This is a genomic window from Rhodococcus sp. NPDC057297 (assembly GCF_042667435.1).
Classification (GTDB): Bacteria; Actinomycetota; Actinomycetes; order Mycobacteriales; family Mycobacteriaceae; genus Rhodococcoides.
Genome location: NZ_JBHUZE010000004.1, coordinates 17,012 through 39,031, shown reverse-complemented (window position 1 = coordinate 39,031; position 22,020 = coordinate 17,012). Strand labels below are relative to the sequence as shown.

Below are 22,020 nucleotides of genomic sequence, written 5' to 3'. Positions count from 1 at the left end.
TACTCACAGCGGGATCAGGTCGCGAGCGGATTGGCTCCGTTGAGGAAGATCCAGAGGCATACGCCGGCAGCGATTCCCAGGATCAGCGCGATGAAAGATCCGAAACGTGGTCGCGTCGCCCACCCTCGTCGTCCATCGAACGCGATCTTTCCGGGCCCGGTGAGGATGATCGCCGTCGCGGCGACACCCAGGACCGTCTCGTACTCGACCCCTGTGGGCGCGAAAAACTGCAGGCCCGGCTCGGCGGCCTGTTTGAACAGCCACGCATTGATGATGACGCTCAGTACTGCTGCGCCGGCGAACGGTGTCGCAAGGCCGAGGATCAGCAGTGCGCCGCCCGCGGTTTCTCCGACCGCCCCCGCGATGGCCAGGATGTCCGCCCGGTCGTAGCCGGTCTCTTCCAGCAGCGAACGGAACCCGTCGAGACCTGGACCGTTCCACATACCGGTCAGTTTCTGCAGGCCGTGCACCAGGAAGATTGCGCCGACGACGAGACGCAGGAGGAGCAAGCCGAGATCCGTCGTCCCGCGCCGCGCCGGAATTTCGACCGTCTCGGTGCGCACAACCGGTTCCGGTGCGTTCTGATCCGTCGCGAATCGATCGGACGAGCCGGTGCCGTACGACGCCGACGCAGGTGTGGTCGGCAGGAATTCGGTGGGCTTGTCGGAGTATGCGGTACTGCTGCTGTCGGGTGCGATCGGCTCGTCGAAACGCGAGGGGCGGAACGACGACGGGATCTGTTCGGTCGGGTACGACCCGGATCCGCTCTTCCCGAAGTCCAGTTCGTCCTCGGTCCGAGGCTGGAGTTTTTCGGTCGGCTGGTCGTATGGGCTCGACGCGGGCTCGTAGCCGGTGTCGGGCCGCTCTTCGTCGCGAGGCTTGTCGGTCACAGCGTCAACAGTAGAGCGAGTCGGTGCCGATTCAGCCGTATTGAGCCCGGGCGCGGCGCCTCGAGTAACGTTTCGTACATGAAGTTGGTGCGAGCGTCGTCCCGAACCGCAACTACCGTCGCAGTCCTGACGATGACCGTGGCCCTGGCAGCCGGATGTGCTCGGTTCGACGATTCCACGGCCAGCCCGTTCACCCCTGAACCGTCGTTCGGTGCCGCCGAGATCAACCCGGCAGATCCGGACGCGCCACCCACCTCGACCACACCGAACGGTCCGCAACCGCAGCCGGGTCCCTGCATCGATCTGGACCCGAACGTCATCGCGACGTGCCTCGACCCGACGGGTGGGCTCGTGATGCTTCCCGGTGGCGGGTCCGCGTTGGTTGCCGAGCGCCTCACCGGACGGATCATGCAGGTGACCCAGGGCCAGTCCCCCATCGAGATCGCGCGTCTCGACGTCGATTCCAGCAGCGACGGTGGACTGCTGGACCTCGCGTTGTCACCGAGCTTCGCCGAGGACGGGCTGATGTACGCCTACGTCACGACGGCAACGGACAACAGAGTCGTGCGCATCGCGGCGGGCGATACCCCCAAGAACGTGCTGACCGGCATTCCGCGCGGCGCACAGGGGAACCGCGGCGCGTTGGATTTCCTGAACCCCGGTCAGCTGTTGGTGCTGACCGGTGACGCCGGAAACCCGTCGTCTGCTGCCGATCCGGCGTCGCTCGCAGGCAAGCTTCTGCGGGTCGACTCGCTGGTCCCCGGCCAGACCGGTCCAGCCCCGCAGGTCGCCCTCAGTGGCATCGGAACCGCGGGAGACGTGTGCATCGATCCGTCGGGCGGAATCTGGGTCACCGACCGGACGGCGGTGGAGGATCGGCTCCAGCGCATCGATCCTCTCGGCGCGGTAATTTCACCGGTGTGGACGTGGCCGGACCGGCCGGGTGTAGCCGGCTGCGGCGCAGGAGACGGCGCCGTCGCCATTTCCCTGACCGACGCCAAGGCCATGGCCGTCCTCGTCACCGACCCCGACACGGGAGCAGTCACCGCGGCACCGTCGCTGCTCGTCCAGGACCGCTACGGCCGACTCAACGGCGCTGCGATCGCACCCGACGGCCAGATCTGGGCGGGCACCGTGAATAAGAACGGTGATGCACCGGGCCCCAACGACGACCGCGTCGTCAAGATTCCGGTCCCGGCGGGCGGCGGCGGATTCGACTAGAGCCGAACGGCCCCGGCGGTGAGCACCGCGGGGGCCGTTCGATCACGTCCACGAATCAGCTGCACGCAGCGAGGACCAGTTCCTTGACCCTGGCCGCGTCGGCCTGACCGCGAGTGGCCTTCATGACGGCGCCGACGATCGCGCCCGCGGCCTGAACTTTGCCGGCGCGAATCTTGTCGGCCACACCGGGATTGGCTGCGAGTGCCTCGTCGACCGCGGCCTGCAACTTGGTGTCGTCCTTCTCGACGACGAGGCCGCGTGCCGCCATGACCGCAGCAGGCTCACCTTCACCGGCGAGGACGCCGTCGACGATCTGACGCGCGCCGTTGTTGTTGACCTTGCCGTCGGCGACGAGGCCGGCCACCTCGGCCACCTGTGCAGGCGTGATCGCCAGAGCATCCAGTTCGACGCCCGCGACGTTCGCCTTCTGAGCCAGGTAGGAGACCCACCACGAGCGCGCGGCTTGCGGCGTCGCACCGGCGTCGACCGTCGACGCGACCAGATCCAGCGCGCCGGAGTTGACGAGGTCGCGCATCTCTTCGTCGGAGACACCCCAGTCCTCCTGGATACGTGCTCGGCGCAACCACGGGAGCTCGGGAAGTGTCGCGCGTAGCTCTTCCACCCACGCCGCGTCGGGAGCGACGGGAGCGAGGTCGGGTTCCGGGAAGTACCGGTAGTCCTCGGCAGTTTCCTTCTTGCGCCCCTTCGAGGTGGTGCCATCGGACTCCTGGAAGTGCCGTGTTTCCTGCACCACCTCACCGCCGGATTGCAGAACGGCCGCTTGCCTGCGCATCTCGTAGCGAACGGCGACCTCGACGCTCTTGAGCGAGTTGACGTTCTTGGTCTCGGTGCGGGTACCGAACTCCGAGGCCGACTTCTCCATCAACGAGACGTTGGCGTCGCAGCGCAGCGAACCCTGGTCCATACGCACATCGGACACATCGAGCGCCTTCAGCAGATCCCGCAGTGCCGTGACATACGCCCTGGCGACCTCGGGGGCGCGTGCACCGGTGCCGGTGATGGGTTTGGTGACGATCTCCACCAGCGGCACACCTGCACGGTTGTAGTCCAGCAGCGAGTGGCTCGCGCCTTCGATTCGACCGGTCGCGCCGCCGACGTGAGTCGACTTGCCCGTGTCCTCCTCCATGTGCGCCCGCTCGATCTCGACGCGGAACGTACTACCGTCGTCGAGCAGCACGTCGAGGTATCCCTCGGTGGCGATCGGTTCGTCGTACTGCGAGATCTGGTAGTTCTTCGGCTGGTCCGGGTAGAAGTAGTTCTTCCGCGCGAACCTGCCCCACGGGGTGATCGAGCAGTTCAGTGCGAGACCGATGCGGATAGCGGACTCGACGGCCGCGGAGTTCACCACCGGCAGCGCACCGGGAAGGGACAGGCACACCGGGCACACCTGCGTGTTCGGCTCGGCTCCGAACGCCGTCGGGCAGCCGCAGAACATCTTGGTGGCTGTGCCCAGCTCGACGTGGACCTCCATGCCCAGAACGGGGTCGAAACGGGCAAGCACGTCGTCGTAATCGATCAGATCGACCAAGGCAGCAGTCATGCACACGAGTTTATGCGCTGGGAAGAACGCGCGAGTAACCAGAGGTGCTCGCTACGGTTGGCCGGTGACGGACACCTCGAAGCAGACCCTGTACATGACCGTGTTGATGACACCGGACATGGCGAACTTCTCCGGCAACGTTCACGGTGGGACGATTCTGAAATTCCTGGACCAGGTGGCGTACGCCTGTGCGAGTCGGTATGCGCAGGCGTACGTGGTCACCCTCTCGGTGGACCGCGTGGTGTTCCGCGAACCGATCCATGTCGGTGAACTCGTGACCTTCTCCGCGTCGGTCAACTACACCGGACGAACGTCCATGGAAGTCGGCATCCGCGTCGAGACCGAGAACATCCAGCGCGGCGAAACCCGTCACACGAACAGCTGCTACTTCACCATGGTCGCCGTCGACGACGCAGGCAAGCCTCTCGAGCTTCCGCCGCTGGAACCGTCGACCGCTCTCGGTCGGCAGCGCTTCGAGGCGGGCCGACGCCGCCGCGATCTACGTCGCGACAACGAGCATCGCGAGTCCCAGATCCGTCAGGAAGCCGGCCGCCTGTAGAAGTCAGCCGAAGAACGCCGCCGCGTCGACATAACGGCTCTCCGGTACGCGCTTGAGTTGCTTGACCGCCTCGGCGAGCGACACCAAACCGATCTCGGCGCCGCGTAAAGACACCATCTGGCCGAAATCACCTGCATGCGCCGCGTCGGCCGCGTTCACCCCGAACCGGGTGGCGAGCACACGGTCGTACGGAGTCGGTGTTCCGCCGCGCTGAACATGCCCCAGCACCGTGGTTCGTACTTCCTTGTTGATGCGACGCTCGATCTCCTGGCCGAGCTGATGCGCCACCCCGGTGAACTTCACGTGACCGAACTCGTCGATGCCGCCGTCGCGCAACGCCATCGATCCTTCCCGCGGTTTCGCACCCTCGGCGACGACGCAGATGAAATGCGAGTCACCGCGCTGGAAGCGCTTGCGCACCAGATCGCACACTTCCTCGACGTCGAACGGATGCTCGGGAATCAAGGTCATGTGCGAGCCCGACGCCAGACCGGCATGCAGCGCAATCCATCCCGCGTGCCTGCCCATCACTTCCACCAACATCACGCGCTGATGCGACTCGGCGGTGCTGTGCAGTCGGTCGATCGCGTCGGTCGCGATGGTGAGCGCGGTGTCGAATCCGAACGTCACGTCGGTGCAGTCGATGTCGTTGTCGATCGTCTTGGGTACTCCGACGACGGGTACACCTTCCTCGGACAGCCAGTTGGCCGCCGTCAACGTCCCCTCGCCGCCGATGGGGATGAGGACGTCGATCCCGTTGTCCTCCAGCGTTTCCTTGATCCTGTCGAGACCGGCCCGGAGCACCTCCGGATTGGTGCGCGCAGTACCGAGGATCGTCCCGCCCTTGGTCAGCAGTCGATCGTTGCGATCGTCGTTGCGCAACTGAATCCGGCGGTTCTCGAGCAAACCCCGCCAACCGTCCTGAAATCCGACGACGGTGGAGCCGTACCGCGCATCCGCCGTTCGGACCACCGCACGGATCACCGCATTGAGCCCGGGGCAATCACCGCCGCCCGTGAGAACTCCGATGCGCAATTTTTCGCCTCTCGTCGGTTCCATACTCACACCGTAATCCGACTGGGCTATCTGGTCATTTCGCAGGCTTCACTCCTGCCTCATCCGGTCATTTCGCAGGCTTCACTCCTGCCTCATCCGGTCATTTCGCAGGCTTCACTCCTGCCTCATCCGGTCATTTCGCAGCGCCGCCGCTCACCCAGGTGTGACGACTCCGCTCTCGTATGCCAGCACCACTGCCTGCGCGCGGTCTCGGAGGTCCAGTTTGCCGAGCACTTTGCCTACATGGGTCTTGACGGTCTGTTCGGCCACGAACAGAGTCGCCGCGATTTCGGTGTTCGACAGGCCTTTCGCGATCAGTTCGAGCACTTCGCGTTCGCGCGGCGTGAGTACGGACAGCTTCGCCGGTGGCTGCTTGGCCGTGCCGCGACGCGTGGTGACGTCGGCGATCAACCGGCGTGTCACCGACGGCGCCAGCAACGCTTCACCCGAGGCGACGACGCGCACTCCCCGAATCAGTTCGTCGGCGGGTGCGTCCTTGAGCATGAACCCACTGGCTCCGATGGTCAGCGCCTCGTAGACGTAGTCGTCGATGTCGAATGTGGTGAGCATCAGAATGCGGACCGGAGGATCGAGCGACGCGCGGAGTATCGCGCGTGCGGCGTCGAGTCCGTTCATCTGCGGCATACGGACGTCCATGAGAACGACGTCGGGGCGCAGTCGCTTCACCTCGGTGACCGCGGTGGCTCCGTTGTCCGCGTCTCCCACGACGCTGATGTCCGGTTGAGCGGCGAGCAAGGCACCGAAACCCTGCCGCACCATTGCCTGATCGTCTGCGATGAACACGGTGATGGCCACGGATGACACCCTATGTCCTGACGTAGTCGGTGGGCTCGATCACACTGGGGAGGGGCCTGATCAAGCTGGGGCCCGATCAAGCTGGAGCCCGATCAAGCTGCAGGCCCGGTGACGGGGAACGCGGATCCCCCGGGCGGATCCGCAGGCGCCTTTCCCGGAAGCCGCGCAACGACCTCGAATCCGCCGCCGGATCGAGGGCGGGCGTCGAGCCAGCCCGAGACACCGACCGCACGATCGCGCATACCGGTGATCCCGTGACCGCCCGTACCGACGCCTCCGGTGCTCGCCCGGGTGGCGGTCGTATCGACAGCCTCGTCGTTGACGACTTCCAAGTAGGTGATGTCGGGCGCGTAGTGGAGTCGTACGCGTACCTCGCTACCGGGAGCGTGCCGGGAGGCATTGGACAACGATTCCTGCACTATCCGATACAGCGCGAGCCCTGTGGTCGCCGACACCGCGTCGGCACCGCCGAGGATCTGCCAGCTGAGCCGAACCCCTGCGCGCTGGGTGTTCTCGAGCAGCGTCGTGATGTCTCCTGCCCCGGGCGCAGGCGCGTCGTCGGCCACCACTCCGTCACTGCGCAGAACCCCGAGCATTCCGCGGATCTCGTTCAGCGCCTCCCGTGCAGTTGCCCCGATCGATTCGAATTCCGCAGCCGCCGAGGGCGATACGTCGTCGACTCGGTATGGGGCGCTCTGCGCCTGCACCACTACCAACGACATGTGGTGGGCAACTACGTCGTGTAGATCGCGCGCGATCTTGGCCTTCTCCTCGAGAATCGTTCTGCGCGCGCGTTCGAGCTCGCTGACCTCCTCCTGCTTGGCCAGTTGCCGCCGCGACAGCACCAGCCAGCGAATCAGCAGGCCGAACACCACGATCGCGGTCAGCCCGACGCCCCACCCTATTCCGTCGTTGCCCGGTGCATATCCGAGAAACAGCAGGACCGTCGCAACCCAGGTGACCGCCACGACCGGTAGTGCGCAGCGAAGACTGACGGAAAGTACGAGCGCGAGGAGCACGAGGACGTGTGTCACCTGCCACGGAAAGTCGTACCCCGGCAGGCGATCGAACGCAACCGGGATCACCACGGCCGAGCCGGCCGAAACAGCCCATCCGAGAGCGGGATTCGCACGGACGAGCACGAAGGGAAACACCGCGAGAGCAGACACGATCGGCATGATCGGAACCGGCACGTCGTGCGTGACCTGCAACGTCGGCCACGCGATGGAATACAGAATCGCGGTCACCGCGAGGATGGTGACGTCGACGCCGCGCCCCGGCGGAACCAGCCGTCGAACTCGTGTCGCCTTCTCGGTCCTACTCGATATGCCCACGAGAAGCACAGTAGGAACTCGCGAGCGAAAAGTCATCGTACCGAGGGGTGAGATCGACCTACCCCCGCGGTAGCACTTCGCGTAAGCGTCACGCACCACGACGGCACGTCGAAACGGCACTTCGGGGCGATTACCGATTCGGTCCTCGATTCCTAGCGTTCGTAGCCATGACAGCGAGAGCGAAGTACGTCGTCGGCACCGTGGTGGTCGGAACCATGCTGGGTATCGGAGTCGGCACGGCGATGCCGGTCGCCGACGCAGACATCTCGGCACCTCGCAGGACCGCGGCGACCGTCGCCATCGAGGCCCTGGTCGACGACGACGCAACGGCCGCCATCGGTGCGATACCGATCGGCTTCGAGTACGAGTACTACCGCCCCACGCTCGAGGACGGCAGGGCGGTGGCACCGGACGGGGACTGCTCGTCGCCCGTGCCACTACCCACGGACTTCGAATCCGGCTGCAAAGCACACGATCTGGGGTACGACCTGCTGCGGTTCGGCGCGGCGCACGGCGCCCCCGCATCCCCCGACGCCCGTACACGCCTCGACGCCGCGTTGAGCACGTCGATGGACGACGCCTGCGACGGCAGAATCGGAGCCTGGTCCCGCGCGAGCTGTTTCGTGATGAGCGATATCGCAAGCACTGCAGTCGACTTCAACTCCTGGCGCCAGAACTACCGATCGCCGACGCCGGAGCCCGCCCTTCCTTTCCTGATCACCGGTGGCGTCCTGACGACGGCCGCCGCCGCGACGATCATCGTCGGCGCCGTTCTGCGCCGTCGTAGCCCGGAGGTACTCGCATGACGTTCGTACTCACGCCCACGACAACGACCCCGCCGGCACCGACGAACCTGCATGCTGTTCCCGCGGTTCCTCGGGTGAGCACGTCGCTGCTTCTTGCACTGTCCGTCGCGGCATCCCTGTCGCCGTCGTTGCTGCCCCGAGCGTCACTGGTCCAAGCGGTGGTGACCGGCTTGTTCGCTGCGGCAGCATTGGTCGTTTCCGCGGTCGCGCACCGGATCACGTCCCGGGTGCACCGGACCTGTCCGCGACCGCGAGCTCGCCGCGTAGCCCTCGGCCTGGCACTGCTCACCGTCGGTGCGGTCGGGATCGCCGACGCGCAGTGGCAGAACGGACTGCGCGAGTCCTGGGGAGTCCCTCGCGTGGGTCCGATGTACTGGATCGAAGTCGTCTGCGGTTCGGTCTCGGTCTGTGCTCTTCTGGTCGTCATCGGAATCGGCTCGGCCCGCGGAGCGGGCAAACTCGGGGCGATGCGACTGCTGGCAACGACAGCCGTCGTGGCCGTTACGATATCGGTCTTCGGATTCGATTGGGCACGTGATGCTTTCGCGCAGCGATATGCGCAGGCGGACCTCGTGTCGAGCACAGTTCAGGCGCACGCGGTCGCACCCGTCGGTGGTGTCTCGGTCGGGGTGCAGGGTCAGCGGTTCCTCGCTGGAGGCGAGGGCAGCACGGCCGTGCGCACGTACGTGGGGCTGCGTGCCGCTCCGACGTACGGCGAACGCGCAGAATTGGCTGCGGACGAACTGGAGCGCTCCGGCGGTCTGGCCAAGGCGCACGTCGTGATCGCCGTGCCCACCGGATCGGGATGGGTCGACGAGAACGCGGTCCGCGGGTTCGACGAACGATTCGGTGGTGATGTCGCGACAGTCGCTCTGCAGTACTCGGACCAACCGAGCTGGGCGACGTTCCTGTTCGCGGAGGACGCTGCGATCGAATCCACCCGAGCCCTGCGCGTGGCAGTGGAAGCGAAGCTGGCTGCGCTCGACGAGGACGGCAGGCCGACGCTGCACATCTACGGCCAGAGCCTCGGCTCGGTTGCAGGAAGCGCTGCGCTGCAGCCGGATTCGTCGGCGGTCTGCAGCACACTGTGGGCGGGTCCGCCGGCGAACAAGGTGGATACCGGGCGCGGCGTCGTTCTGGCGAACACCTCCGATCCGGTGGTGTGGTGGTCGCGCGAGCTGATCTTCTCACCACCGGATCTGACGAAGGCGCGAGTCGACGCACCGGTGCCACAGTGGATTCCGTTGGTCTCCTTTGCACAGACGTCGGTAGACCTGCTCTTCGCTCTCGATGCGCCTGCGGGCCACGGCCATCGGTACGCGGAGGATCAGGGAACAGGCCTTCTCGATTGTGGGTAGATCTACAGTCCCATTCGGATCCCGAGCCAGTCCATTTCACGTTCCAGGGCCGGTGCCCACACATCCATGGAATGGCCGCCGGGAAGTTCGGAGTACTGGACGGACAGCGCGTCCGCGGCCGCAGCGGCGAACAGTTCGCGAGTCTGAGGCTCGAACTCCGTGTCCGAGGAGCCGACGACGAACGCGCCGGAGGAGTTTGGAAACGTCTTCTCGCGCAGCAGAGTCAGCGGAGTCCACTGGTCGAAACGTCGAGTCGACTCGGCGCTACCGTCTCCGAACGCAGCGGTGATCGAGTCCTCGCGCGTGCCTCGGCGGGGTTCGTCCTCACCGGAGATGTCCAGAAACGTCGGGTAGATCCCCGGGGCGGTCAGAGCCGTTTGCACGGCGCAGGTGCCGCCATAGGAGTAACCACCGATTGCCCACGCGCTCGGATCCGTGTCCACCCGCATCGTGTGCCGTATCCATGCGGGCACATCCACCGACAGATACGTGGCGACGTTGCCCAGACGCGAGTCCATGCACATCGGGTTGGGAGTGGGCTCGCCCCATTCGTCGACGGAGCCCATGGGGTCGGACTCGCCCAGCGCGTCGGCCACCACCACGACGGGCGCATGGCCGTCGTGGGACGCTGCGTAGGTATCCATCGTGTCGGCCAGGTGTCCGCCGTCGATCCAGTCGACGACATGACCCGGTTGGCCGGTCAGCAGGACGAGCACCGGCGGAGCCGAGTCGCCGGGGGTGCCGTAGAACGGAGGGGTGTAGATCGCAGCCGGACGCGCGTGAAACCCGGAGGTCTCACCCGGTATCACTGCGCTCGTCACGATGCCCCTGGGCGGATGCCCGAGCGCTGCCGCGAGCGTGGGCGTATGCCAGATCTGAGTGTTCAGCGCAGCGAGTACGCCACAGACGAGTGCTGCGGACAGCGGGATCAGCATCATGCGTCGCCGCAACAGAATCCACCCCAGGGCGCACACCAGTGCCAGGACCAGAGCAGGCAGGATCACGGTGTCGATTCGAAGGTGCACGACACCCAGGGCGGCGTCGTGCACCGAACGAATCGTCACGTGGGTCGATCGGGACGTGGGTCAGCGCAGCGCGCCGCGCGCAGCCTCGTAGGCCGCGCCGATGCGGTACAGCCTGTCGTCGGCGAACGCCGGCGCCATGATCTGCAAACCGACGGGCAGCCCGTCCTCGGAGGCCAGACCCGACGGCACCGACATCGCGCAGTGCCCGGCGAGGTTCGTCGGCAACGTGCACAGGTCGTTGAGGTACATGGCGATCGGGTCGTCGACCTTGTCCCCCAGAGGGAACGCCGTCGTCGGAGTGGTCGGCGACACCAGCACGTCGACCTTCTCGTACGCCCTGTCGAAATCGCGAGCGATCAGAGTCCGCACCTTCAGCGCCTGACCGTAGTACTCGTCGTAGTACCCGGCGGATAGCGCGTAGGTGCCGATCATGATGCGGCGCTTCACTTCTGCGCCGAACCCTTCGGCGCGCGTGATCGCCATGACCTGCTCGGCGCTGTGCTTACCGTCGTCGCCTGCACGTGCTCCGTAGCGCATGCCGTCGAACCGGGCGAGGTTGGAGGACACCTCCGAGGGGAGAATCAGGTAGTACGCGGCGAGCGCGTGAACGAAGTTGGGGCACGAGACCTCGACGACCTCGGCACCGAGCGAGGTCAACGTCGCCACGGCCGCATCGAACGAGGAGATGACCCCGCTCTGGTAGCTGTCGGAGTGCAGTTCCTTCACCACACCCACGCGCACGCCCTTCAGGTCGCCGCCCGCTCCTTCGCGCGCGGCCGCCACCACGGACGCCACCGACGTGTCGACGGACGTCGAATCCCGAGGGTCGTGACCGGCGATGACCTCGTGCAGCAGGGCGGTGTCCAACACCGTACGGCCACATGGCCCGCCCTGGTCGAGGGACGACGCACACGCGATCAGGCCGTACCGGGACACCGTGCCGTACGTGGGCTTGGTGCCGACGGTGCCCGTCAACGCTGCAGGCTGACGAATGGATCCACCGGTGTCGGTTCCGATCGCCAGCGGCGCCTGATGCGACGCCAACGCTGCAGCACTGCCGCCGCCGGATCCACCGGGAATGCGTGTGGTGTCCCACGGGTTCTTGGTCGGACCGTACGCGGAGTTCTCCGTGGACGAGCCCATCGCGAACTCGTCCATGTTCGTCTTACCGAGCAACGGAATTCCCGCCGAGCGAAGCTTCGAGGTGACCGCCGCGTCGTACGGGGAGATCCAGCCCTCGAGCATCTTCGACGCACACGTCGTCGGCATGTCCGTGGTGGTGAACACGTCTTTCAGCGCCAACGGCACACCGGCAAGCGCCGACGGCGGGGCCTCTCCCGCACCGAGGGCCTCGTCGACCTCCTTGGCGGCAACCAACGCAGCGGCGCCCGACACGTGCAGGAACGCGTGGATGTCCCCGTCGACCTTGTCGATGCGATCCAGGTGAGCCTGCGTGACCTCGACGGCCGATACCTCACGCGCGTGAATCTTCGACGCCAGGTCGGACGCGTCGAGCGTGGTCAGGTCGGTCATTCGCTCTCTCCCAAAATCTGCGGCACTGCGAATCGGTCTTCTTCGGCGTTGGGTGCCTCGGCCAGGGCCTGCTCGGGAGTCAGACCCGGCACGATCACGTCCGGGCGCGTGACATTGGTGATCGCGCTCGGATTGGCCGTCGGCGTCACATCGTCCGCAGCCACCTCGGCCACCGCCTTCACGTGGTGAAGAATCGAATCCAGCTGGCCGGCGAACTCGTCCAACTCGGCTTCGCTGAGCGCAAGCCGAGACAGCCGGGCGAGGTGAGCCACCTCGTCGCGGGAGATATCAGGCACCGCGTAGACCCCTTTCACACATATGACGACGCACCGCGAAAAACACGCGGCCATCGTCAACCTTATCGGGGCCCTCGTCGCTGCCTCCACTCCCGGTTCGCTGGGTCATTCCTGCAGGCTCCACTCCCGGTTCGCTGGGTCATTCCTGCAGGCTCCACTCCCGGTTCGCTGGGTCATTCCTGCAGGCTCCACTCCCGGTTCGCTGGGTCATTCCTGCAGGCTCCACTCCCGGTTCGCTGGGTCGCACCCAGATGTCGCGAAGGTCACGGCCGGTGCGGCAGTTGCGCCGCGAGACGCCAACAGTGCGAGGATGGCTCGCGGTGTTTCACCCGTGGAAGTTCTGTCATCTCGTAAGCGAAAGGGCGCGACATGTCCTACCTGCTCCGCGTTCAGCTCCCCGACCGTCCGGGTAGCCTCGGCTCGCTCGCCGTCGCTCTGGGTTCGGTCGGCGCGGACATTCTGTCGCTCGACGTCATCGAACGCGGCGACGGGTATGCCGTCGACGACCTCGTCGTGGACGTTCCGCCCGGCGCACTTCCCGACACGCTGATCACCGCGGCCGAGAATCTGACCGACGTTCGGGTCGACTCCATTCGGCCGTACACCGGTGTGCTCGACACGCATCGCGAACTGGAACTGATCGACCGGGTTGCGGCGGCGACCGACGACAGGCTTCAGGTACTGGTCGACGGAGCACCGCGGGTACTGCGGGTCGGCTGGAGCGTCGTGGTAGCAACAGGACCTCACGGCGCCTATCGCGTCGTGGGGAGCTCGGGTGCACCGGAGACACACGCAACAGACATGCCGTGGATGCCGTTGGCACACCCGGCTTCCCTCGACGGTGACGCCGAGTGGGTGCCGCAGGTGTGGCGCGACATGGACACGAAGATCGCCGCGGCACCGCTCGGCGCCTCCGGGACGGTGTTGATGCTCGGACGCCCCGGAGGACCGGACTTCCGCCCCTCGGAGGTCGCGCGCCTCGGCTACCTCGCAGGCATCGTCGCCACCGTTCTCGGCTGACCTACTCCGCCTTGCCCATGTCGGTATCCCCCGCCTCGGCCTGCGGGTCCGGGTCCCTCACTGCGTCCGGGCCTTCGGTGAGCAGCACGGTGAAGCCGGCCTCGTCGAGGACCGGTACGCCGAGCTCGACGGCCTTGTCGTGCTTGCTGCCCGGCGACTCGCCGACGACGACGAATGCAGTCTTCTTCGACACCGAGCTCGCTGCTTTTCCTCCGCGCACCAGAATTGCTTCTTTCGCCTGGTCACGGGAATAGTTCTCCAGCGATCCGGTGACGACGATCGACATGCCCTCCAGGTTTCGGACGATGGACTCGTCGCGCTCGTCCTCCATCCGCACACCCGCTGCACGCCACTTCTCGACGATCGTGCGATGCCACGGCACCCTGAACCACTCGGATACGGCCGTGGCAATGGTCCCGCCGACGCCGTCGACAGCGGCAAGCTCCTCCTGCGACGCGTTCTCGATACGCTCGAGGCTGCCGAACTCACTCGCGAGCGCTCGGCCCGCGGAGGGTCCGACGTGGCGGATGGACAAGCTCACCAACACGCGCCACAGAGGGCGGTCCTTCGCCTTGTCCAGGTTGGCCAACAGTCGTTTCCCGTTGGCGGACAACGCTCCGGCCTTGGTGCGGAAGATGTCGGTCTTCAGCAGGTCGTCCTCGGTGAGTGAGAAGATGTCGCCCTCGTTCTCGATCACCCCGGCCTTCAGCAGGTCGGTTGCGGCCTCGTAGCCGAGCCCCTCGATGTCGAACCTGCCTCGTTCTGCAACGAAGAACATACGTTCGCGGAGTTGTCCCGGGCAGAACTCGGAGTTGGGGCACCGAAGGTCGGCGTCTCCCTCCTTGGCCGGTGCGAGCGTGGTCCCGCACTCGGGACATTCGGTCGGCATGACGAACTCGGTCTCGTCGCCGGTGCGGGCGTCGACGACAGGTCCGAGGACCTCCGGAATGACCTCGCCTGCCTTCCGAATGGTCACGGTGTCCCCGATCAGGACACCCTTGCGTTTGACCTCGGAACCGTTGTGCAGCGTCGCCAGGGACACAGTGGAACCGGCCACCAGCACGGGCTCCATGTACGCGAACGGGGTGACGCGTCCGGTGCGGCCGACACTCACACGGATGTCGAGAAGCTTGGTGGTCACTTCCTCCGGCGGGTACTTGTACGCGATTGCCCACCTCGGCGCACGCGAGGTGGTTCCGAGCCGACGATGCAGACTCATCTCGTCGACCTTGACGACGAGGCCGTCGATCTCGTGCTCGACGTCGTGCCGATGGGTGTCCCAGTAGGCCACCTTCTGCACGACGGCGTCGATCCCCTCCACACGCGACGTGTGGGACGACACGGGAAGCCCCCACGCCTTCAGAGCCTCGTAGGCATGCATCTGCGTGTCCGGCGCGAACCCTTCCATGCGGCCGAACCCGTGGCAGATCATGCCGAGTCTGCGTTTGGACGTGACCGCCGGATTCTTCTGACGAAGTGACCCTGCCGCCGAGTTACGTGGGTTCGCGAAGGGCGGTTTACCTTCCTCCACGAGCGAGGCGTTGAGCGCCTGGAAATCCTCCAGCCGGAAGAACACCTCGCCGCGCACCTCGAGAAGCGTCGGAATCGGGTGATCTTCGCTGGCAGTCAGCGTCTCCGGAATGTCGGAGATGGTGCGGGCATTCAGCGTCACGTCCTCGCCGGTTCTACCGTCGCCGCGAGTGGCACCGCGGACGAGCTTTCCGTTCTCGTACACCACGTTGAGTGCCACACCGTCGATCTTGACCTCGCACAGGTAGTGCAGCCCTGCAGAGCGATCCCCCACTTCGGTCTCGACACGCTTGGCCCATGCCCGAAGCTCGTCGTGATCGAAGACGTTGTCCAGACTCAGCATTCGCTCGAGGTGGTCGACCGCGGTGAACTCCGTCGCGAACCCGCCACCGACCAACTGGGTCGGCGAATCCGCCACGCGCAGTTCGGGATGGAGCTCCTCGAGCTCGGTCAGCTCACGCAGCAACGCGTCGAACTCACCGTCCGAAACGACCGGCGAATCCCGGACGTAGTAGCGGAACTGATGACCCCGTACGTCCTCGGCCAGCTGCTGCCATCGCTCCTTGTCCTCCCTGGAGGCCGGAGTGCCCGTCGCCCGATCGTCGGCATTCTCGGTCGCGGCAGTCGGTGCAGTCGATTCGTCCACACTCGAACATTAACGGACCCCACCGACACTCGACACGCTGCTAGAGCGAGTCGGGTGCGTCCTGAAAAGCGTCCGCGACATTGCCCGCCAGCTCGAGCGCCTGCCTGGCCCACTCCGGCGTCGCCCCGGCCAACCCACACGCGGGGGTGACCGACACCTGAGTCGACAGAACGGACCGCGGAAATCCGAGCCGGTCGACGAGTGTCACCGCGGGTGCCGCGACCTCACGCCACGTCGGCACCTTCTCCGGCCGAACCGCAGGCACGAGGCCGAACATGATCGTCTTGCCTACCTGAAGAAACTCTCCGATGCCGTCGAGGTCACGTGCTCCGAGCTGCGCCACGTCGAGTGCAGCGGCCTCCGCGGCGCTTCGGCGCAGCAGGTCCAACGGCACGTCTGCACCGCAACAATGCACCGCAGTGGGAACGCCGACGCCACTCAACACGGAGTCGAGCAGGTCCAACGCTTCGGGCTCCGGTACGGCCCGCACGGGATCGAGTCTGGTCACGCCGGACAGTGAACCGGCAAGTACTGCAGGCAAACTCGGCTCGTCGATCTGGACCACTACGTCCACACCCAGCCGGGTTCGGAGCTCGGCGCAATGCTGGCGGAGCCCCTCGGCCAACGAATCCGCGAAGTCGCGAACCGCGCCGCGGTCGGTCAACACTCGGTGCGCGCTGCGCAGCTCGACCTGCGCGGCCATCGTGAACGGACCCGCCGCCTGCACCTTCAACACGCGATGGGTCGCGCCGAACCCACCCGTCTCCCAGAGCTCTTCGAGGACGTCGAGGTCCTCGTGCAACAGATCTTCTGCGCGGCGACCCGTCAGTGACTTGCGCTGCGACACCCGATAACCCGACGTACGCACGTCGAGTTCGATGTCCACCATCAGCGCGCCTGTCCTGCCGATGGTGTCCGCACCGAGTCCACGAGCCGGAAGTTCGACGATGTGCGGCAGTGCAGGCAGCTCACCGAGAACGATCGAGGACGCCTCTCGAACGTCGGTGCCGGGCCACGACCCGATGCCCGTCGCCAGCGCCCCGAAGACGCTGCCGCTCACTCGCTCTCGGAACGAGTGCCGGCAATGGTGGAACTGCCGATGACGATGTCGCCCTGGACGTCGCGGCGGTACAACACGGCCGCTTGTCCCTTCGCCACTCCGGTGAGTGCACTACGAAGCTGAATGTCCACTCCCCCGTCGGCGGTTGCTTCCGCAACAGCTTCCGTGAGCCCACCGTGCGCGCGAACCTGTACGACGCATTCGATCGGACCGGTAGGTGCAACACCGTCCGTCCAGATCGCGCGGTCGCCGCTGATTCCCCACACGTCGAGGCGAGTAGCAGACCCGACGATGACATTGCCGCTCTCGGGTTCGATGGCGGTGACGTAGCGAGGCTTTCCGTCTGCGGCAGGCCCGGATACTCCGAGGCCCTTGCGCTGACCGATCGTGAAGCCGTGCACACCCTCGTGATCGGCAAGTTCTACACCGGTGTCTGCATCGACGACCTTGCCGGGACGGATACCGATCTTCGCTCCGAGGAACGCACGAGTGTCACCTGACGGGATGAAGCAGATGTCGTGACTGTCCGGCTTGTCCGCGACCGCGAGTCCGCGTGCTGCGGCCTCCTCGCGGATCTCGGACTTGGGGGTGTCCCCGATGGGGAACATCGCCCGCGACAGCTGTCCGTGCGTCAGTACCGCGAGTACGTAGGACTGATCCTTGTCGGCGTCGACGGCACGGCGCAACACGCCGTCGTGCAGCTGGGCGTAATGCCCCGTTGCCACGGCGTCGAATCCGAGGGCGAGCGCACGGTCGGCAAGCGCGGAGAACTTGATCTTCTCGTTGCACCGGAGGCACGGATTGGGCGTCTCGCCTGCAGCGTACGACTCGACGAAGTCGTCGATGACGTCTTCTTTGAATCGGTCGGCGAAGTCCCACACGTAGAACGGGATGCCGAGCACGTCTGCAGCCCGGCGCGCATCCCCGGCGTCTTCCTTGGAGCAGCATCCGCGCGAACCGGTGCGCAGCGTCCCGGGCTCGGTCGACAAAGCCAGATGGACGCCGACGACGTCGTGTCCTTCGTCGACTGCGCGGGCAGCCGCAACTGCCGAATCCACTCCGCCGCTCATTGCAGCCAGTACACGCATCAGCGCTGTCCTCCCCGAGCTCCTACGCTCGCCAATCCCGCCGCGCGGGCTCGTTCGATTACTTGCGGCAACGCTGCCAGCAGTGCGTCCACGTCATTGTCGGTCGATTCGGGTCCTAGCGAGAAACGCAGGGATCCGCGTGCTGTCGACGGGTCCGCGCCCATCGCGATCAGCACGTGACTGGCGCTGGCCACACCGGCGGTGCAGGCGGACCCCGTCGAGCATTCTATGCCTGCCGCATCCAGCAGCATGAGCAGGGAATCTCCCTCGCAGCCCAGGAAGGTGAAGTGCGCGATACCGGGTAGCCGCCGATCGTCGGTCGGGCCGTTGACGATCACCTCGGGATCGATCGCGCGAACACCTCTCACCATCTTCTCGCGCAACCGCTCCGCGTTCGAATGACGGTCATCGAGGTGCGCGACGGTGTCCGCGAGAGCTGCAGCCATCGCAACAACCGACGCAGTGTCGTGCGTCCCGGATCGGACGTCACGCTCGTGACCGCCCCCGTGCAACAGCGGGACACAGGCCGTCGTGCGTCCGAGCAGCAGGGCACCGACGCCTTGCGGTCCGCCGAACTTGTGCGCAGCGATACTCATGGCGGACAGGCCGCTGGCGCCGAAGTCGACGCGCAGATGTGGGACGGCCTGGATGGCGTCGCTGTGCATGGGCACGTCGTACTCGCGAGCGATGGCGGCCAGCTCGGCAATCGGCATGATGGTGCCGACCTCGTTGTTCGCCCACATGATGGTCACCAACGCGGTTCGGTCCGCTCCCACGGCCAGCTCCGCACGGAGGGTGTCCGGGTGGACTCGGCCACGAGAGTCGACCTCGAGCCAGGTGACTTCTGCGCCTTCGTGGTCGGCGAGCCACTCGACTGCGTCGAGAACCGCATGATGCTCGACGGCGCTGGCGATGATTCTGGTTTTCGACGGGTCAGCGTCACGCCGAGCCGCGAAGATCCCCTTCACCGCGAGGTTGTCGCTCTCGGTTCCACCTGAGGTGAAGATCACCTCCGACGGCCGAGCTCCGAGGTTCGCGGCGATCGATTCCCGCGACTCCTCGACCTTGCGGCGGGCGGCCCTGCCGGATCCGTGCAGCGAGGATGCGTTCCCGACGGTGGCGAACACTGCCGTCATGGCCTCGATGGAGGCGCGGGACATGGGCGTCGTCGCAGCATGATCGAGGTACACGGGTGCACTCGTGCGGGGGGCAGCAGCCGAACTGCGGGCAGAAGGCATAACGCTTCCAAGGATAGCCGGTGATGACACATGCCCCACCCACCCGAGAAACCCGGCCACCCGAGGATCCTGCTCAGCGGTGCGCGGGCCGTTCCGGTGCCCGGACGACGTCGTGGGTGACGTCGAGAGTGACGACGCCGTGCATGGTCGGATCGAATCGATCACCGGATCGCGCCGCTGCCTCGCAACGCCTCGCGAGATCCCGACGGTCGGTGCCCGGCGCCTCGGGAGCGGCCAGTTCCAAGCGCGCGACGATTCCTTTCAGCCGCAGGATCCGGCCGATCGACTGACCGATGGTCTCGTCGCCGACGAAGCACGTCGCGGTCGTGCGAGCAGAATCTCCGTCGACGTACGCGAGCCGGACCGGCTGCACCCAGGTCTCCGTGTCGATCGCGGCCTGGAACATCGCAGGCCGGAACGAGCCGTACGCCTGTCCGCACCAGGTCGTCGCTTCCGGGAACACCACGACCGTTTTACCGTCGCGCAGTCTGTCCGCAACCTGGTCGACGGTCCCCGGGAGGGCACGCAGTTTCTGCCGGTGAATGGGAAGCACCTTCATTGCCCTGGCCAACAGGCCCAGTACCGGCCACTCGATCAGGTCGCCGCGGGCCACGAACGTCGCCGGTCGCAGTGCCGTCAGGACCAGTACGTCCGTCCAGGAAATGTGTCCGGCCACGACGAGCGCGCCGTGTTCGGTACGGGAGCGTTCCCGATCCGACCGCGGGTCGTGGACGCAGAGCCCGATACCGACGGCGAACAGCAACATCCGCGCACCGAACCGAGTGACGCGCCTGCGCAGTCGGGGTGAGACCACACCGACGGCGATCAGTACCGGGAGCAGAGCGACCGCGAACAGCGCAACCAGGATGCGCAGTGCGACCACCACCGAACCCACGGTTGCGCTTCCGCGCGCGATGCAGCCGTCTCCGCACGGGCTGGACGGCATCCATGCATGATCCACCACCTGTTCCGTCACGGCCGATTCGGCTGCGCGGCCGGACGAGTCGACGATGTTCGACGCGCTCATCCCTGTCCCCTCGTCTCGTACGTGTTGGCCGCGCTCCTCAACCGATCCAGGTACCGAGTGTTGGCATCGCTCAGCCCGAGCAGTGCGACGAAATCCGCAACTCCGAAGTCGGGGTCGTGCGACGGTTCTCCGCACACCACCGCGTTCAGTCGCAGGTATCCGCGAAGCAGAGGAGGGATCGACGCTCGCGCAGGGGCCACGATGTCGTCGAGACCGCGGCCGTCGACCACGACTGGGTTACGTGGGATCACGCGGCGGTCGGGTGCCGATCCATGCTTGTCGAGCAGGAAGTCGCGGACGCCTCGGACGTTCGCCCCTGGAACATCCTCGGCGGACGCCTGCATGGGTACCGATACGCATCCCATGACCCATTCGAGGCCGGTCACTTCGAGGTAGTGCAGGATTCCAGCCCACATGAGTCCGAGGACGGAGCCGGATCGATGCTCGGGCCGGACGACGGCGCGTCCCATCTCGACTACCGAGGACGCGGCCGGATTCAGGGCTGTGAGATCGAATTCCGTTGCGGTGTAGTAGCCCCCGGCTGCGATGGCAGCGTCGGGAGTGAGCATGCGGTAGCAACCGACGAAGTCGTCGGTGGTGTTGTCGCGGACGAGAAGATGGTCGCAGAATTCGTCGAAGCGGTCGGCATCACGGCCGCTGGGATCTCGGGGAATGTCGTATCCGGGTTCGGACGCGAACACGTCGTAGCGGAGTTTCTGAGCGGCGTCGCGATGGTCTCGGTCGGTGGACAGGACGAGCGAATAGCGGTCGGCGCCTCGGCCCTTCGTGGCCGTCTCGGGCATGGACGATGCACGCGAGTTCATGACTGAAGTGGTCATGCAAGTTGTCTAACGAGCCGCGGCCACGTCAGCGCATCAGGTGGGTAACGTGTCCGAACACGTTGTGTGAACGACAAACACGCCCCCGCCCCCCGAAACGGGGAGGCGGGGGCGTGTCGTCTGTCCGGGCGATATCAGCCCTTGTGCTTCTTCACCGCTTCGGTGAGCTGAGGTGCGACGTTGAACAGGTCGCCCACGATGCCGTAGTCGGCGATCTCGAAGATGGGTGCTTCTTCGTCCTTGTTGACTGCGACGATGGTCTTCGAGGTCTGCATTCCGGCGCGGTGCTGGATGGCGCCGGAGATGCCGAGTGCGATGTAGAGCTGCGGGGAGACCGTCTTACCGGTCTGACCCACCTGGAACTGACCCGGGTAGTAACCGGAGTCCACCGCAGCGCGCGACGCACCGACGGCTGCGCCGAGCGAGTCGGCGAGGTCCTCGACGACGTTGAACTTGTCTGCACTTCCGACGCCACGGCCACCGGACACGACGACGGTCGCTTCGGTGAGTTCCGGGCGGTCGCCGCCGACGATCGGGTCACGCGAGGTGACCTTGACGACGCCGTCTTCCTGCGCCGGAACCTCGACGGTTTCGCGGCTACCCGCGCCTGCCTTCGGCTCGGCTTCCACTGCGCCCGGACGCAACGAAATGACGGGGACGTCTCCGTTGGCCTTTGCCTCGACGGTGAACGCGCCACCGAAAATCGAGTAGGTGGCACTGCCGTCGCCGTTCACAGCGATGACGTCGTTGTGCAGACCGGAGCCCAGGCGCGCCGCGAGGCGTCCGGCGACTTCCTTGCCTTCGATGCTGGCTGCGGTGATGATCGCGGCCGGCGAGACGGACTCGGCGAGTGCCGAGAGGACGTCGACCTTGGGGGTAATGATGAAGCCGTCGATGTCGTCGGACTCCGCGGCGTAGATCTTCTCCGCGCCTGCCTCGGTCAATGCGTCGGCCAGCTTGTCGGTGGTACCGGCGGGACCGGTGACGACTGCCGACGGCTCGCCGAGTGCACGGGCGGCGGTGATCAGCTCGGTGCTGACCTTCTTGAGGGTTCCCTCGACGTGCTCCACGAGCACGAGTACTTCTGCCATGACTTGCTCTCCTTAAGTGGTCTGCG

General features: G+C 66.0%; 20 protein-coding genes. 5 read left to right on the top strand and 15 right to left on the bottom strand.

Translation table 11 applies throughout. The annotated features are described in order from the left end of the window. Positions 1-14: 14 nt before the first annotated feature. Positions 15-890: a DoxX family protein gene (locus tag ACFULT_RS13595; protein ID WP_378481699.1), complete on the bottom strand. Its 876-nt coding sequence runs from the start codon at positions 888-890 to the stop codon at positions 15-17. Between the two features lie 78 nt (positions 891-968). Here ACFULT_RS13595 and ACFULT_RS13590 point away from each other — a divergent pair, with 78 nt between their 5' ends. After that, a complete protein-coding gene (locus tag ACFULT_RS13590) occupies positions 969-2,111 on the top strand; it encodes a sorbosone dehydrogenase family protein (RefSeq protein ID WP_037111356.1) in 1,143 nt (380 codons plus the stop codon). Between the two features lie 55 nt (positions 2,112-2,166). Here the strand turns inward: ACFULT_RS13590 and gatB are convergent, their stop codons facing one another. Beyond that, a complete protein-coding gene (gene gatB, locus ACFULT_RS13585; protein ID WP_094721850.1) occupies positions 2,167-3,672 on the bottom strand; it encodes an Asp-tRNA(Asn)/Glu-tRNA(Gln) amidotransferase subunit GatB in 1,506 nt (501 codons plus the stop codon). 94 nt (positions 3,673-3,766) lie between these two features. On the opposite strand from gatB, the gene ACFULT_RS13580 reads away from it, so the two are divergent. Continuing rightward, a complete protein-coding gene (locus ACFULT_RS13580; RefSeq protein WP_170945378.1) occupies positions 3,767-4,231 on the top strand; it encodes an acyl-CoA thioesterase in 465 nt (154 codons plus the stop codon). Positions 4,232-4,234: 3 nt separating this feature from the next. Here ACFULT_RS13580 and ACFULT_RS13575 read toward each other — a convergent pair whose 3' ends face one another. From ACFULT_RS13575 to ACFULT_RS13565, 3 genes are all read right to left on the bottom strand, one after another. After that, positions 4,235-5,266 (bottom strand): ATP-dependent 6-phosphofructokinase, encoded by a 1,032-nt coding sequence (locus ACFULT_RS13575; protein WP_026347655.1) that lies wholly within the window; start codon positions 5,264-5,266, stop codon positions 4,235-4,237. Positions 5,267-5,440: 174 nt separating this feature from the next. Beyond that, the gene (locus ACFULT_RS13570) at positions 5,441-6,103 is read right to left on the bottom strand and encodes a response regulator transcription factor (protein ID WP_037111350.1); all 663 of its coding nucleotides are present in this window, start codon (positions 6,101-6,103) and stop codon (positions 5,441-5,443) included. Between the two features lie 92 nt (positions 6,104-6,195). Continuing rightward, a complete protein-coding gene (locus ACFULT_RS13565) occupies positions 6,196-7,446 on the bottom strand; it encodes a sensor histidine kinase (RefSeq protein ID WP_378481898.1) in 1,251 nt (416 codons plus the stop codon). A 158-nt stretch (positions 7,447-7,604) separates the two neighbouring features. Between ACFULT_RS13565 and ACFULT_RS13560 the strand changes: the two genes are divergently transcribed. Together ACFULT_RS13560 and ACFULT_RS13555 are read left to right on the top strand one after the other, a co-directional pair. After that, the gene (locus ACFULT_RS13560) at positions 7,605-8,243 is read left to right on the top strand and encodes a hypothetical protein (RefSeq protein WP_378481698.1); all 639 of its coding nucleotides are present in this window, start codon (positions 7,605-7,607) and stop codon (positions 8,241-8,243) included. Beyond that, positions 8,240-9,601 carry an alpha/beta-hydrolase family protein gene (locus ACFULT_RS13555; protein WP_378481697.1) on the top strand — a complete coding sequence of 454 codons (1,362 nt, stop codon included), beginning with the start codon at positions 8,240-8,242 and terminating at the stop codon, positions 9,599-9,601. Before ACFULT_RS13560 ends, ACFULT_RS13555 begins: the two co-directional genes overlap by 4 nt. A gap of 2 nt (positions 9,602-9,603) precedes the next feature. Here the strand turns inward: ACFULT_RS13555 and ACFULT_RS13550 are convergent, their stop codons facing one another. From ACFULT_RS13550 to gatC, 3 genes are read right to left on the bottom strand one after another with little or no spacing between them, the layout of a single operon-like run. Next, on the bottom strand, positions 9,604-10,650 hold the full coding sequence (locus ACFULT_RS13550) for an alpha/beta hydrolase (protein ID WP_378481696.1): 1,047 nt from the start codon (positions 10,648-10,650) through the stop codon (positions 9,604-9,606). A 36-nt stretch (positions 10,651-10,686) separates the two neighbouring features. Next, the gene (gene gatA, locus ACFULT_RS13545) at positions 10,687-12,159 is read right to left on the bottom strand and encodes an Asp-tRNA(Asn)/Glu-tRNA(Gln) amidotransferase subunit GatA (RefSeq protein ID WP_378481695.1); all 1,473 of its coding nucleotides are present in this window, start codon (positions 12,157-12,159) and stop codon (positions 10,687-10,689) included. Then, complete coding sequence (gene gatC, locus ACFULT_RS13540; RefSeq protein WP_026347656.1) at positions 12,156-12,455, bottom strand: Asp-tRNA(Asn)/Glu-tRNA(Gln) amidotransferase subunit GatC; 300 nt, start codon at positions 12,453-12,455, stop codon at positions 12,156-12,158. Before gatC ends, gatA begins: the two co-directional genes overlap by 4 nt. A 369-nt stretch (positions 12,456-12,824) precedes the next feature. Between gatC and ACFULT_RS13535 the strand changes: the two genes are divergently transcribed. Further along, entirely contained in the window at positions 12,825-13,475 is a 651-nt protein-coding gene (locus tag ACFULT_RS13535) for an amino acid-binding protein (protein ID WP_019664328.1), read from the top strand. Position 13,476: 1 nt separating this feature from the next. Here ACFULT_RS13535 and ligA read toward each other — a convergent pair whose 3' ends face one another. From ligA to ACFULT_RS13500, 7 genes are all read right to left on the bottom strand, one after another. After that, positions 13,477-15,552, bottom strand: a complete 2,076-nt coding sequence (gene ligA / locus ACFULT_RS13530) for an NAD-dependent DNA ligase LigA (protein WP_378481897.1) — start codon at positions 15,550-15,552, stop codon at positions 13,477-13,479. 139 nt (positions 15,553-15,691) lie between these two features. Then, the gene (locus ACFULT_RS13525) at positions 15,692-16,711 is read right to left on the bottom strand and encodes a methionine synthase (protein ID WP_378481694.1); all 1,020 of its coding nucleotides are present in this window, start codon (positions 16,709-16,711) and stop codon (positions 15,692-15,694) included. Continuing rightward, complete coding sequence (gene mnmA / locus ACFULT_RS13520) at positions 16,708-17,799, bottom strand: tRNA 2-thiouridine(34) synthase MnmA (protein WP_037111340.1); 1,092 nt, start codon at positions 17,797-17,799, stop codon at positions 16,708-16,710. The genes ACFULT_RS13525 and mnmA overlap by 4 nt, the downstream gene beginning before the upstream one ends. Next, positions 17,799-19,037 carry a cysteine desulfurase family protein gene (locus ACFULT_RS13515; protein WP_094721855.1) on the bottom strand — a complete coding sequence of 413 codons (1,239 nt, stop codon included), beginning with the start codon at positions 19,035-19,037 and terminating at the stop codon, positions 17,799-17,801. Before ACFULT_RS13515 ends, mnmA begins: the two co-directional genes overlap by 1 nt. Positions 19,038-19,110: 73 nt before the next feature. Continuing rightward, the gene (locus ACFULT_RS13510) at positions 19,111-20,064 is read right to left on the bottom strand and encodes a 1-acyl-sn-glycerol-3-phosphate acyltransferase (RefSeq protein WP_094721856.1); all 954 of its coding nucleotides are present in this window, start codon (positions 20,062-20,064) and stop codon (positions 19,111-19,113) included. After that, positions 20,061-20,903 (bottom strand): GNAT family N-acetyltransferase, encoded by an 843-nt coding sequence (locus ACFULT_RS13505; protein WP_378481693.1) that lies wholly within the window; start codon positions 20,901-20,903, stop codon positions 20,061-20,063. Before ACFULT_RS13505 ends, ACFULT_RS13510 begins: the two co-directional genes overlap by 4 nt. Positions 20,904-21,037: 134 nt before the next feature. Beyond that, entirely contained in the window at positions 21,038-21,994 is a 957-nt protein-coding gene (locus tag ACFULT_RS13500; protein WP_019664335.1) for an electron transfer flavoprotein subunit alpha/FixB family protein, read from the bottom strand. Positions 21,995-22,020 lie beyond the last annotated feature (26 nt).

Bases quoted from the DNA above. Each gene is read 5' to 3' on its own strand.
- ACFULT_RS13555 (WP_378481697.1), top strand. From the start codon at position 8,240: ATGACGTTCGTACTCACGCCCACGACAACGACCCCGCCGGCACCGACG.
- ACFULT_RS13560 (WP_378481698.1), top strand. From the start codon at position 7,605: ATGACAGCGAGAGCGAAGTACGTCGTCGGCACCGTGGTGGTCGGAACC.
- ACFULT_RS13590 (WP_037111356.1), top strand. From the start codon at position 969: ATGAAGTTGGTGCGAGCGTCGTCCCGAACCGCAACTACCGTCGCAGTC.
- gatB (WP_094721850.1), bottom strand. From the start codon at position 3,672: ATGACTGCTGCCTTGGTCGATCTGATCGATTACGACGACGTGCTTGCC.
- ACFULT_RS13500 (WP_019664335.1), bottom strand. From the start codon at position 21,994: ATGGCAGAAGTACTCGTGCTCGTGGAGCACGTCGAGGGAACCCTCAAG.
- ACFULT_RS13515 (WP_094721855.1), bottom strand. From the start codon at position 19,037: ATGCCTTCTGCCCGCAGTTCGGCTGCTGCCCCCCGCACGAGTGCACCC.
- ACFULT_RS13580 (WP_170945378.1), top strand. From the start codon at position 3,767: ATGACCGTGTTGATGACACCGGACATGGCGAACTTCTCCGGCAACGTT.
- ACFULT_RS13505 (WP_378481693.1), bottom strand. From the start codon at position 20,903: ATGACCACTTCAGTCATGAACTCGCGTGCATCGTCCATGCCCGAGACG.
- gatA (WP_378481695.1), bottom strand. From the start codon at position 12,159: ATGACCGACCTGACCACGCTCGACGCGTCCGACCTGGCGTCGAAGATT.
- ACFULT_RS13535 (WP_019664328.1), top strand. From the start codon at position 12,825: ATGTCCTACCTGCTCCGCGTTCAGCTCCCCGACCGTCCGGGTAGCCTC.
- mnmA (WP_037111340.1), bottom strand. From the start codon at position 17,799: ATGCGTGTACTGGCTGCAATGAGCGGCGGAGTGGATTCGGCAGTTGCG.
- ACFULT_RS13510 (WP_094721856.1), bottom strand. From the start codon at position 20,064: ATGAGCGCGTCGAACATCGTCGACTCGTCCGGCCGCGCAGCCGAATCG.